Source organism: Nodosilinea sp. LEGE 07298 (genome assembly GCF_015207265.1).
Lineage (GTDB): Bacteria > Cyanobacteriota > Cyanobacteriia > Phormidesmidales > Phormidesmidaceae > Nodosilinea.
This window is the reverse complement of record NZ_JADEXE010000197.1, coordinates 1-12,833: the sequence shown is the minus strand read 5'-3', so window position 1 is coordinate 12,833 and position 12,833 is coordinate 1. Positions and strand designations below refer to the sequence as shown.

General features: G+C 48.2%; 8 protein-coding genes. 4 read left to right on the top strand and 4 right to left on the bottom strand.

Annotated features, from left to right (window positions below; genetic code table 11):
* Positions 1-504: 504 nt before the first annotated feature.
* From IQ273_RS22430 to IQ273_RS22420, 3 genes are all read right to left on the bottom strand, one after another.
* Positions 505-1,203 carry a sugar transferase gene (locus tag IQ273_RS22430; protein WP_194025388.1) on the bottom strand — a complete coding sequence of 233 codons (699 nt, stop codon included), beginning with the start codon at positions 1,201-1,203 and terminating at the stop codon, positions 505-507.
* A gap of 168 nt (positions 1,204-1,371) precedes the next feature.
* Positions 1,372-2,178: a WecB/TagA/CpsF family glycosyltransferase gene (locus IQ273_RS22425; protein WP_194025387.1), complete on the bottom strand. Its 807-nt coding sequence runs from the start codon at positions 2,176-2,178 to the stop codon at positions 1,372-1,374.
* 122 nt (positions 2,179-2,300) lie between these two features.
* Positions 2,301-3,362 (bottom strand): NAD-dependent epimerase/dehydratase family protein, encoded by a 1,062-nt coding sequence (locus tag IQ273_RS22420; RefSeq protein ID WP_194025386.1) that lies wholly within the window; start codon positions 3,360-3,362, stop codon positions 2,301-2,303.
* 1,215 nt (positions 3,363-4,577) lie between these two features.
* Between IQ273_RS22420 and IQ273_RS22415 the strand changes: the two genes are divergently transcribed.
* The 4 genes from IQ273_RS22415 to IQ273_RS22400 all read left to right on the top strand — a co-directional run bounded on the left by IQ273_RS22415 (position 4,578) and on the right by IQ273_RS22400 (position 10,765).
* On the top strand, positions 4,578-6,104 hold the full coding sequence (locus IQ273_RS22415) for an SLBB domain-containing protein (protein WP_194025385.1): 1,527 nt from the start codon (positions 4,578-4,580) through the stop codon (positions 6,102-6,104).
* Positions 6,105-6,273: 169 nt separating this feature from the next.
* Positions 6,274-8,481 carry a polysaccharide biosynthesis tyrosine autokinase gene (locus IQ273_RS22410; RefSeq protein WP_194025384.1) on the top strand — a complete coding sequence of 736 codons (2,208 nt, stop codon included), beginning with the start codon at positions 6,274-6,276 and terminating at the stop codon, positions 8,479-8,481.
* Between the two features lie 301 nt (positions 8,482-8,782).
* Positions 8,783-9,475: a PTPA-CTERM sorting domain-containing protein gene (locus IQ273_RS22405; protein WP_194025383.1), complete on the top strand. Its 693-nt coding sequence runs from the start codon at positions 8,783-8,785 to the stop codon at positions 9,473-9,475.
* A gap of 639 nt (positions 9,476-10,114) precedes the next feature.
* A complete protein-coding gene (locus IQ273_RS22400; RefSeq protein WP_194025382.1) occupies positions 10,115-10,765 on the top strand; it encodes a PTPA-CTERM sorting domain-containing protein in 651 nt (216 codons plus the stop codon).
* Between the two features lie 118 nt (positions 10,766-10,883).
* On the opposite strand, the gene IQ273_RS22395 is transcribed toward IQ273_RS22400, so the two are convergent.
* Positions 10,884-12,833, bottom strand: a 1,950-nt coding sequence (locus IQ273_RS22395; protein WP_194025381.1) for a chloride channel protein, incomplete at its 5' end; no start/stop codon positions are given.

Below are 12,833 nucleotides of genomic sequence, written 5' to 3'. Positions count from 1 at the left end.
TAGCAGGCACGTTCAGCCCTTGAGCATTCAAGCGCAGCATATGCGCACGGTCACGGGTCCGATAAGGAACTGTCTGAGCTTGCCGCAGTTCACTTAAGGTACGGTCTTCCTCCTCGGTCAAAATGATACGCAATGGGGCGGGCATAAGGGGGCTTTCTAGTTAACCCTCCCATCTTACGTTTAATTCAAACTCCCTACTTAGCATCAATTCAATGACATTCATTTATAGAGTGGTGTGGCTTTTTCGCGATCGACAAAGCTTTTGATTTACAGTGTTTGCAGATACTTTATCTGCTTTGCATTGATTCGTTCAGCCTATTTAGGCATAAACCCCACAACTGTAGCCCTGCCTTGTATATGACTCAGCTCCCTAGTGAACTAGGAAGCTGAGAATGTCTATTAAACTATGATGATCTGATGAGCTAGAGTCTGTTTTGAGACTTCCCCAAACCCTTTATGTCTTGTCTGAAGGTACAGAGTTTTAACCGACCTCTAAAGCACGTTCTAGCATGCACCACGACTAAGCACCACTGCGCCAATAGTTTGTAAAATCAAATGCACATCGTGCCTAAGAGACCAATGAGCTTGGTAATCAAGGTCCATTTTGACAATAGTCTCAAAATCTTTTACAGAAGAACGACCTTGAGCTTGCCACTTGCCTGTCAGTCCCGGTTTAACATTGAGCCGCTGCCAATGATGGGGTTCGTACTGGCTAACTTCCTCCCATGTTGGTGGGCGGGTGCCGACCAAGCTCATATCTCCTCTCAGCACATTCCAAAACTGAGGAAATTCATCTAGGCTAGTTCGCCGCAAGAATCGTCCCACTCGGGTAACGCGCGGATCATCATGGTTTTTAAAAATTAGCCCCTGGGCCTGATTTGTTACCTGGTGCTTCAGATCATCGGCATTAACAACCATAGATCGGTATTTCCAAATGCGAAACGGCTGTCCGCGATAGCCGCACCGTATTTGACTATAAAAGATTGGCCCAGGGTTATCTAGTTGAATGGCGATCGCGATGGGAACCAGCAAAACCAAAGTCACCAGCAGCCCGATCAATCCACCAACCAAATCAAAACACCGCTTTAAAAAAGAAGTGACCGAAGGATGAGTGGGCGATGAGTAAATACTCTCTGGAACAATAAGATCCTTTTCGAGAACAGATAATTCTGTTTTGAAGGAAGAGAATGGGAGATGAAACATAGTATCTACTAGACCTTCAAACTAGACTCATATCAAAGCCCTGAAGATTGCGCTGCTCCACCAAGACTAATCGTATAAAGCCGCCAACGATGCCAACTCGAAAACTTCATGGATTGTCTCCACTACGCAACGGTAGATGGCATCGTCAACGGTTGTTTTTACGCTGCTTTATCCAAATGACTCAAGCTTTTCGTTGCCATCAGGCATTGTCGGTGGAAATGCCTTAATGCCAATTCCCTGCATTAAAATGTTGGCAATATAGATTGGCCCTAATACCAAGTACCGTTGCCACAACCGTTTGGGTTCTTGAATCAGTCGATAAAACCATTCTAGGCAGTAGTCTTGACAAAACTGAGGAGCCCGAGGTAGGTTGCCAGCAAAAAAGTCAAACACGGCACCAACAGCAAGAATTGGCATCCCTAGAAGTTCACGATACTCATAGGCCCAAACCTCTTGACGAGGGCAGCCTAACCCAACAAACACCGCATCGGCACCAGATGCCTTAATTCGCGATACCACTTCCAGACGTTCTTGTTCCGTTAGGCGGCGAAACTTAGAAGGCTCCTGGCCTACAATTTGCAGTCCAGGAAACTCTCTTCTCAACCCTTTGGAAAAATCATCTAGAACGTCAGGTTTGCTGCCATACAGGTAAACCTTCAGACCTCGCTGTGCAAAAGCCCGAGCGACTCCTGCAGTGAGATCGGCTCCAGCAATTCGGTTAGGCAGTTTATGCCCATATAACCACTGTAAAGCCATGCGCACTGGTTGCCCATCGGGGACTATCAAATCAAGAGTGTTTAATCGTCCCCGATGAATTTTGTCAAAAAATCCGGTCATAACACCGTGGACAGCAAGAGCACTAGTTGCACAGGGTTGCTTGTTTTCTGCAGCATCAACTATTTTAGAAACTGCATATTCCAAATCGACAGCATGTACATTGACTCCCAATATGGAGTGCTTTCCTTTGTTTATCATTAGAGATACTCCTAGTTGCAAGCAGAAGCGTTTGATTTTCCCTTGACAGCAACTCTTCTGAGTACAGAGAGAGTGGAAGAAGCAACCCTTGATACCCTGGAAAACTAAACTAGTAGATTCTACTAGCTCCACCGCTCGGTGTTCTTGTCGAAAATCTCAGCTAAAATCGCATCTACATCATATTTAACCGACCAATTGGGGTAATGCTCCTTAAATTTTGTGAGATCGCTGATGTACCAAATGTGGTCACCGATGCGATTATCTTCAACATATGAGTACTGCATCTCCTTACCAGTAATTTTCTGGCATAGATGAATTGCCTCCAACATTGAACAATTGCTTTCACGACCGCCACCAATGTTGTAAACCTCAGCAGATTTAGGATTTTTGTAAAATTCATAAAAAGCCGCAATCAAGTCTGAAGAATGTATGTTGTCACGCACCTGTTTGCCCTTATAGCCAAATATCTTATACGGGGTTTCGGTCATGGCACACTTCATTAAATAGGCCAAAAATCCATGGAGCTGGGTGCCCGAGTGATTAGGGCCAGTCAGGCATCCGCCTCTAAAGCAAGCAGTTTTCATGCCAAAATATCGACCGTATTCCTGCACAAGCACGTCAGCAGCTACTTTAGACGCCCCAAATAAAGAGTGTTTGCATTGATCAATGCTCATATCTTCGGCGATGCCCTGGTGATAGCGATGAGAGGCATCAATTTCCCAACGATTTTCTTGTTCAATAAGTGGCAAATAATTGGGCAAATCACCGTAAACCTTATTCGTTGACGTAAAAATAAACGAACTTTCCGGAGCAAGATCGCGGGCAGCCTGCAAAAGATGAAGGGTGCCGTTGGCATTGACCGAGAAATCGGTTAGGGGATCTCTAGCGGCCCAATCATGAGATGGTTGAGCCGCAGTATGAATAATAATTTCTATATCTTTCCCGAAGGTTTCAAAAATTTTGCGTATGCTCGAATAATCTCGAATATCTACATCGTAATGATCATAGTCTTTGATGTCTTTTTTCAGTTGGGCACAGTTCCATTCTGTAGAGGCTTCTTCTCCAAAGAACTCCTTGCGCATGTCATTATCAATGCCGACGATATGCATGCCTAAGCTGCTGAAAAAACGTACAGCTTCAGAACCAATAAGTCCGGCTGATCCGGTAATAATTGCTACGCTCATCTATTTAATCCTTTGTTAGACCAATCAATTTCTAGGGGCGTTGAAAAAGATTACAGGTTGCCCTATCTCTTAAAAGTTTGAGGCACCTATTAAATTCAGCAAAGCTTAATCTCCACAGCAAACGTGTGCATAGAAGATGCTTTACCCAGAACTCTTCGTAAAAGATTTTCAGGTTTTTGGAATGGTTGGTTCAGGGTAAGTTCACTAAAGCTATGTCAGCATTTTTGAACTTAAGTCTTAAGTAGAGAACACCCTTGAATACCATTGATGCTATGCCCACTTAACTACGACACTGAGTTCGTCGCTAAGCATAAAGCCAATGATATTTACGATCTAAAACAATCTTCTGGCAACTTTTTGATCTTCCGGATAAAAACCAAATTATCTCGGCTCCTAAAAATTGCGATCGCCTCAAGAAAATCTTTAATTGTTACCTAGAATACCTAATGCCAGCCAACAAATCTCTGTGCCTGAAGCTGGAGAATTGCCAAATAGATACCTTTGAGGAACTAGAGCAATCTTCTAAAGCTCTTTTAGGGTTTTTAGATAATGTTATCTAAGATACCTAACTACCCGTCAACTAATCTCTGTATCTGGAGGGAGAGATCTGTTAACAGATGCCACTTCTATCCTGTATCAAGCTAGATTCAACAGTTGATATACCTGGCAAAGACGGGCAGACGATTGAAAAAGTTCCTAATTGACATTATTCTGGCGTGAAAAATTAGCAGTGGGTAAATATCCCTGCGAGGCAAGGTCTTGCTAGAAGCTATAAAAGTCGAGCCACAATATCCTTGAGAACAAAGATTCAACCCTAGTCAAATTTAGATGCTTGGCCTGATCTATGAAACACCGTTACTCCTTGCTGCGTTCACGCTAAAGATCAGCGAGAAAGAGCAGGCTTTTACCTGAGAACTGTTGCTCAAATGCACCGCAAAACAAAACATCTAAAGGCCTGAATAAGCTAGGTAAGGCCACCAAACCAAGAAATGCTCAGATTGCAGGATAGCAGAAGACCAGTAGATTAGATGCACTTCAGTAAAATTACGGTCTCCAATCAGCATATCTTAGCAGTTTGCTTTTGTTTACGAAATTCGTGTGAAGTGTTCAGTGAGTTTACTGGTATTCCTGAAATCTATACGGATTTCTCCGAGACGTTACGGATATTGGGAGGAGGAGCACAGGGTACGTTGCCGACTACGACAGAGGTATTGCATGACTACTCTCCTTATCACCAGGCTACAGCGCATTGGGTCACACTCTAGCCTGGTTGTTAGCCTTGGGCTCATGCTCTTTGGCATGGAAGGATTGTGGCCCAAAGCTGGTGTAGCCCAAAGAATGCCGGGAGGGCCTGCGGTGTCTGGCTCAGTGAGGCTCGACACTGGGGTAGCACCTAGGCAGCCAACTACATCCAGTTCTCGTCCATTGTCTTCGCCTGCCGTAAACCAGGCTTATACCCTGGGTGCTGGAGATCAGGTGCAGATTAGCCTGTTTCGATTGCCTGATTACAGCGGCGATTACGAAGTACAGGTGGATGGCAGCCTCAACTTAGCCTTAGTGGGGCCAGTTATGGTGCAAGGGCTAACCGTTGACCAGGCTACAGCTCTAATTTCTAACCGCTATAGTCAAGTGCTGCGACGGCCCTTAGTCACCCTAAATGTTCTTAATCGTCGACCGCTAGTGGTAGGAGTAGCCGGCGAGATCAGTCGTCCTGGCACCTACAGTCTTGGCGGCGAAACCTACCCTAAGATAACCGAGCTATTTGAGCTGGCCGGGGGTATCACTCAGAGTGCTGATTTGCGCAACGTGCAAATTCGTCGGCAGCAGAATGGCCAAACTCAGTTGATCACCGCCAACCTCTGGGAGTTAGTAAGCGCAGGTGACCTCAATCAAGATTTAACCCTCCGGGACGGCGATAGTATTGTCATTCCATCGACAGTGGTGCCACTGGAAGAAGGTCCGTTGCTCGCTACCTCCAGTTTTGCAGCCGATGTTGCCCAGCCAGTCAACATTGCAGTAATTGGCGAAGTATTTCGCCCTGGTCCCTACCGGTTGCGGGGGGGCTCAACTCGCACGGGTGATGCGGGGCTACCTGGGGGTGAAGGAGGATCGGGGCAGCCTGCTATGGTCACTGACGCTATTCAGGTTGCGGGAGGGATTAAGCCCTTAGCTAATATTCGGCAGGTTGAGGTGCGGCGTACTACCCGCAGTGGCACCCAAGAAACATTTAAAGTCGATTTGTGGGCCATGCTTCAAACCGGCGACCTGCGCCAAAATGCTATTTTACAAGAGGGAGATGCCATATTTATCCCAACGGCTACTGCCACTATTGATCCGGCTGAGTCGTCCCAAACTGCTGCTGCTAGCTTCTCGCCCAATACCATTCGCATCAATGTCGTGGGTGAGGTGCCCAACCGAGGCATCATCGAAGTACCCCCTAATACACCTTTGAACCAAGGAATTTTAGCAGCGGGCGGATTTAACACTCGGGCTAGAGAAACTTCGGTAGGGCTAGTGCGTCTTAATCCTGATGGCACTGTGACCCAACGCGAAATCAATATCGATTTTGCCCAGGGCATTAGCGCCGAGAACAACCCTACTCTACAAAATAACGACATTATTATTGTGGGGCGTTCTGGGCTGGCTACTTTCTCAGACAATCTAGGCAGTGTTGCTAATCCTTTAGGCAATTTCCTCAACATATTAACTGCACCATTTCGAATCTTTAACTTGTTTAATTGATGAGGTATAGCCACTATGCCTATGCTTCCTAGCCAAAATCTGGCTAACTATTTGCTGACAGGCTTTGCCAAAAAAGAGTGCTAACTCTGACAAAGTAGGTGGCTTAGTACAGTCTCAATCCACGGATATTGCTCCGTAGATTTTACTATCTTTTATTTAGGAATCAGGGATGAAAGCTCAAACCCTACCTTCATTACCCCTCGCTGTTTCTACTCCAGTAGCTACAAGCTCTAGTCAAGAGGGAGGGCTAGACTTTAGCAGTTTGCTGTCTACACTCAGACGCAGAGCGCTGTTAATTGCTGGGGTAGCGGCCACGGTTACCGTAGCAGCAGGAGTTCGAGCATATTTAAGCCCTCCCAGTTATTCGGCCACCTTTGAAGTCTTGATTCAGCCATTGAGCGCTGAAACTGAAGTTATTTCTACACTTTCGGATGTACCGATCAATCAGCGGTCAAGTGACTTAAGCTTAGCTGACCAAACCAGGATTTTAGCCAGCCCTGGGGTACTGCAACCCGTCATTAACGATTTACGAGCCAAAGGGCTAGAGGGCTGTGTGCCAGAAACTCAGGCATCCCTCACGGGGCGGTCTAATGAAGAGCTACAGAATGCCTGCTATGCCCGGGTTAAAAGTCGTCTCAGTATTCAACTCACTAAAGATTCTAGAATTTTTCAGACTAGCTATCAGGGTGACTCGGCCCAGGATGTAGAGTATGCAGCCACACTAATTGCCAAAACCTTTCTCGACTACGGGTTAGCCTCGCGACAGCGAGATCTACAGCAAGGGTTGAGTTTTTTAGACGATAAGATACCCGATGCCCGGCAGCGAGTAGATGAGCTCCAGGCCGAACTACAAAACTTGCGTCAGACCTCTAGCCTAATTACTCCTGCTGACGAGGGAGATAAAATATCTGGTCAAATTGCTGCATTTGAAAATCAGTACCGAGCTGTGCTGATTGAACTGGAAGAAAATCTAACTCGCTATGAGGAATTGCAGCAGCAGCTAACGCAGCAGCCCCAAGATGCCTCGGTATCATCGGTACTCAGCGCCAACAGCCGGTATCAGGCTCTGGTACAGGAGTTGCTAGCGCTGGATAGCCAAATTGCCCAAACCTCGACGTTATTCTTAGATACCAGCCCCGACATGCAGGTGCTGCAAGAGCAGCGGCGAAACCTACTTGCGCTTATGGCTCGTGAAGGAGCCAATACTCAGCGAGAGCTTATGGGCCAAATTGATGTGCTGGCAGCCCGAGAATCAGCCTTGTCTGACACCCTGGCTGGTCTCAATGTCGATGTAGGCCAACTGGCTGGGGTGACACGACAATTTACTGATCTAGAACGGGAACTTGTCCTTGCTAATACTAACCTAGGACAACTGCTAGAGCGCCGTGACACACTCCAGATCGAGGCGGCTCAGCGAGAGTTACCCTGGGAGCTTATTACTCCAGCTACACTGTCTACAGATATTGCTAATTTACAAAATAGTTTAGTGTTAGGTGCGCTACTTGGACTGCTGTTAGGAACAGGGCTGGCCTTAGCCCTAGATTCTCAAAAAGACGTTCTATATACTCCAAGAGACCTAAAGCGAGTTACGCCAGTGCCTATTTTAGGTGTCATACCTAACAATAGTGCTGTTGAGCAGGGCTACGATGAGCAGTATTTGATATCGCTTTATCAAAGCGTTGCTGAATCTCTAAATATGACTAACTATGAAAGCAATGGTAAGGGTCCTAAACGTAAGACAATTCCCACTGAGGATCTCTACACTTATCGTGAGGCATTTCGATCGCTGGTGGCAAATCTGCAACGGCTGGATGCTGATCGTCCGCTGCGATCGCTAGTGATCAGCTCTGCTGATAATCAGCTGGCCGATTCAACCACGGCAGCTTATCTGGCCTGGGCCGCAGCTGAGTTAGGCAACCGAGTTTTGCTCATTGACACCGATTTTCGCTTTCCACACTTACACGACTTCTTGGAACTGCCCAACCAGCAGGGCTTTGCCAACATTTTGGCCGGGGAGCTAGATTTGAAAAACGTGATTAAGCGATCGCCCACCGAACCAAATCTCTTTGTACTAACTACTGGTAGTACCACTGTTGATCCAGCTCGGTTATTGTCATCGACAAAAATGAAGCAGTTTGTTGCCAAAACCGAGTCTTACTTTGATCTGGTAATCTACGATTCTCCCCCTTTCTCAGAATATGCCGATGCCGCCCTACTTTCTGCAGAAACTAGTGGTCTAGTACTGGTATCACACCTGGGAACAGTAAAATCAGCACAACTTGAGCAAACTCTAGAAAAGCTTTGGATTTCTAAGATTCCGCTAATTGGGCTAATTGCTAAAGAAGCAACTAGCAAAACGACACTCCTACCTGTTTAGTAGCGACACATGAGAATCTAAGTCGATTCATTATATTTGTCTAGTAATGCTTAAAAAATCGGTAAATGCTCCTCCATTAGATGGACAGGCTAGGTATAAAAAACTACACTTAACAAAGAGTGCAACTCAGGCATAAGTAAGCCTATTTAAGAATCAGGGCTGGCCTAGGTATTGTTTTCTAGATTTTTGTTTCCTCATCTACCGCTAGTGCGCTACCCATACACAAGAGATATAGGTGCCTATTTCTCTTGTGCATTTGCTGAATCAGCTTTATTTCTTTTACCTTTTGTAGTAACTAACCATGATGAGAACCATTTCTTTACAGGCGCTTCTAGGCGCAGGTACAGTAGCTGTTGTGGCAATGGCAGGCACTTCTTCTGCTGAAGCGATCAGCTTGTATACCTCAGACGGAGCTTTCACTAGCACGGTAGGGGCTACCACTATCGATTTTAGTGGTGCCCCTCTTGGCCCTTCGTCTTACACCGAGAACGGCGTAACCTACAGCGGTAGCGGTGGTTTTGTCCAAGGCAGTGTAAGTGGTCAATTTGCAGCACCACCTTCTCAACTACCCGAATATAACAACACCAATAACACCTACCTGACCCTTGGTGGTATTAATGAGCCTGGGCCTGTAAGCATTACGCTACCAGGTTTGTCTAACTACTTTGGCCTCTACTGGGGCTCTGTAGATGCCTATAACTTCATTGAGTTCTTCAAGAAAGGTGTCAGCGTAGGTATTTTCAACGGTAACCAAGTGATCAATGGAGCTAACGGCGATCAGCAAGTGAACGGCGCGCGCTACGTCAACTTTACTTCATCGAGCTCTTCCGACTATTTTGACAGTATTGTCTTGCGCTCTACCAGTGCTGCTTTTGAAAGTGATAACCACGCTTTTAGAGAAGTGCCGACCCCTGCGCTTCTCCCCGGACTGATTGGCCTAGGGGTCGCGGCCCTGCGGCGCAAACAGGACGAAACAGCTGAAGAAAACGCATAGCACTAAAAGCCTGGGTGGTTTAGGTAACTTGAAGTCTGAAATAGCTCTAGCACAGCGAGTTCTCGACTAAAGGTTAATTAACCCACCCAGTTGCTGAAGCCGTAAGTTCTGATCTCTAGTTAGCTTTACTTGTGCAATTTGATGCATTCTCAAGGGCAGTCTATGTAGGCCGCTCTTTTTTGTTTATACGAGGCCTAATCTTTAGAGTGCTATCTATTGTCTCTATCTGAGGAGAAATAACTGACTGTTAACTTAAAAAACACACAGCAAAACTAATGCTTTGTTTTACGAAATGTCGCCCAATATATGTAGGTCACTTCATACAGTATGAAACTCTAGCAAAGCTTAAGCCATAAGCTTTCTCAAAGAATAGCTAAGTCCTTAAAATCAAAATATAGCATCTAAGTCTATTCACTGTAGACACTACTAAGCTTAGTGTTCCTCAGATAAAACGGTGGCTTCTACTTTTCGGCTAATTTGCGTGAACCTGTGAGCTTATCAAATGCAGGATCTCTGTTTCACCAGAATGCCATAACAGGCTGCATCTCTAGGTTGACTGCTTTAGTCTAGTTTTAAAGGCTTGACAGCAGCGGAATCGATTTTTTGTCAAAATCCTTTTGAATAGGTAGATGAGTTTCTATGAACACCAAATTGCTTTGCTTTCGGACAGCTGTAGCACTTACCTCTTTAACCAGTGCAGTCTTATTAAGCTCTACAGCCCAAGCCTTCACACTAACAGGAGAAAATACTTTAGCCCTATCCGGAAGAGCTAGATTTGACCTTTCTACCGGTGTGCTCGATTTTCGATTTGATCCAGGTGGCACTTACAACACACCAACTGGAACAGCATCCGTAACTACCTCTAGTAGTGGTAGATTTGAATCGTTGATCAACCAGTTTGCCACTCTGCAAGACATTAGGTTGAACAACACGGCTACAAACGTTTGGGAATATCAACTTCCCCCACTAGACAATTTTATTACTGTAGGGTCAGTTGCCGTCCGGCTCTCCACCTTTAAATTGGTTCGTGAACCCGGTAATAACTGGATTGCCAGCATGAACGGGGTTTTTCAAGATACCGATCTACCAGCTATTGGAGAGTTTGATCCGCTTCAGGACACAAATAACGGGACGGCTGGATTTACCAATGTCGCAGCTAATAGCACCGGCTCTAGCTACGCTTTTGATGTTGAAGAGGTGCCTACCCCTGCACTGCTCCCTGGCCTCGTTGGACTGGGCGTAGCGGCCCTACGCCGTAAAGACGAAGAGTCTGCCGAAGAGAACGCTTAACTTTGAGACTTATGCATCACTCACCTTCGCTTAGGCGACTGGTTGATGCATCACTTGCAAATAAATAGCTTTTAATCTAGACCGTCCTCTTGGGCGGTTTTTTTTGCGCAAACGCAGCCTACGGCGCTTCTGAATTCACTACATCGACCTGGCGCAGCAGAATCACTGTCACATCAGTCTGCTGTGCAATCTCCAGCGGCACATTGCCCTTGATCACCTGACTGAGCAGGTTTTCGCGCGAAGCGCCCAGCAAAATGGCGTCGGTACGGCACAGGCGAGCCATATCTATAACCGCTTCAGACACCGAAGGATGAGTGAGCACCTGAGTGTAGACCGGGCGGTGCAGGGTTCCTTCTAGCCCATCGGCCATCTCAGACAGGTGCTGGGGAGTCAGGCACTCGCCCTTTTCGGGGTGGCAGATGGTGCAGAGCTGAATTTCGGGGGCGTGGCCTAGGGTGAGCAGGCCCGGCAGCAGCTTTTGAGCACTCTGGGCATTGGGGCCTCCTGCGGTGGGTATCAGCCAGCGATCGAAGGTGAGGTTGCGACCGGGGCGCACCACCACCACCTGGCAGGGGGCCTGGCGAATGAGGGTATCGACTACGCCGCTGATGACACGACCGGGGGTAAGGGTGGGGTGGTGCCAGCCCATCAGCACCAGGTCGATGTGGCGTTTTTTGATAATTTCTAGCAGGGTGCGACCAATTTCGTGGGCAGCTCGTACCTGAAAATGCACCGATAGACCGCTATTCTCCGCGTAGGACATGGCCAACCGGCGCAGCGGTTCAACCCCCTGCAAATCGACTTTGGCTTCGGCGGGGGCAACGCTGCGGGGTACCGATACTACGTGGACGCACTCTAGCTCGTAGTTCAGGCCGTGGGCGATCGCAGCCGCTATCTTAATCAAATCGGGCGCGGTACGGGGGTCGGCTAGGGGCACCAGCAGTCGTCCATGACCTGTGGCGGGAGCACGCTGCTGAAATACCACATAGGAGGGTTCGGCCTGGGGGCCAAGTTCGGCCAGTTCGCCGCTGACCTGATCAGACTCGGCCCGAATAATGTCGGCGCGGGTGATGATACCCACCAGTTTGTTGCCCTCGGTGACGGGCAGGCGGCTGAGCTTGAGCCGGTTCAGCAGGTGCAGTACCCGAGGCAGGGTGGCATTGGGGGCGACCGTCACCGGGTGGGGGGTCATAATGTCGGCCAGGGTGAGGTACTGGTCGAGCCCCTGGGTGGCGGTTTCGCTGAGATCGCTCTGGGTGACGATGCCCACCAGTCGCCCCTCGTCGAGCACCGGAAAGCCTCGGTGGTGCGATCGCGAAAAGGCTTGCCCCACCTCGGGCAGGGTCATCTGACAAGAGAGGGTTTCGACCCGGCGCTGCATCAGGTCGGCGGCCTTAAGGTTGGCCCAGGGGTTGTTGGCCTGGGGCACCGGCTCAAGGTGAATGCCCTGGAGTGCCAGCAGCCGGTTATAGATCGAGCCGTTGTTGGCCTGGTCAGACACCAGGTAGGCAATGCCCGAGCCAATCATCAGGGGCAGCACCAGGTTAAAGTTAGCGGTCATCTCAAAGACAATCACAATGGCGGTAATCGGCACCCCCGTCACCGCGCTAAAAAAGGCTCCCATTCCCGTCAGCGCATAGGTAGTGGTGGTCGCCAGATCATCTGGCAGGGGCCAGGCCCCAAAACCGGTGTAGACCCCCTGGGCCAAAAAGCTGACCAGACAGCCCAGCGCCGCACCCAGCACCAGCGATGGCGCAAATATACCTCCTGCCGCCCCCGACCCGTAAGCCAGCAGGGTGAGCAAAAACTTGACCACGAATGCGATCGCAATTAGCTGCCAACCCGCCGACCCAGTGACAAAAAACTCTTGCAGGCCGGTGTTGTCAACCGCTGCCACCGGTAAAAACACCCCCACCAAACCCGTTACCAACCCCGCCAGACCAATGCGCTCCGGCAGCCCCAATCCCTTAAACTGGCGGAAAAAGGCCAGACTGCCAAAAATACCGCTGCGAAACAGCGACCCCAGCAGCCCCGCCGCCAGACCCAAAATCATCAAAAAGGGTAGATC

Coding starts and splice junctions, on each gene's coding strand:
- IQ273_RS22430 (WP_194025388.1), bottom strand. CDS start 1,203: ATGTTTCATCTCCCATTCTCTTCCTTCAAAACAGAATTATCTGTTCTC.
- IQ273_RS22425 (WP_194025387.1), bottom strand. CDS start 2,178: ATGATAAACAAAGGAAAGCACTCCATATTGGGAGTCAATGTACATGCT.
- IQ273_RS22420 (WP_194025386.1), bottom strand. CDS start 3,362: ATGAGCGTAGCAATTATTACCGGATCAGCCGGACTTATTGGTTCTGAA.
- IQ273_RS22415 (WP_194025385.1), top strand. CDS start 4,578: ATGACTACTCTCCTTATCACCAGGCTACAGCGCATTGGGTCACACTCT.
- IQ273_RS22410 (WP_194025384.1), top strand. CDS start 6,274: ATGAAAGCTCAAACCCTACCTTCATTACCCCTCGCTGTTTCTACTCCA.
- IQ273_RS22405 (WP_194025383.1), top strand. CDS start 8,783: ATGATGAGAACCATTTCTTTACAGGCGCTTCTAGGCGCAGGTACAGTA.
- IQ273_RS22400 (WP_194025382.1), top strand. CDS start 10,115: ATGAACACCAAATTGCTTTGCTTTCGGACAGCTGTAGCACTTACCTCT.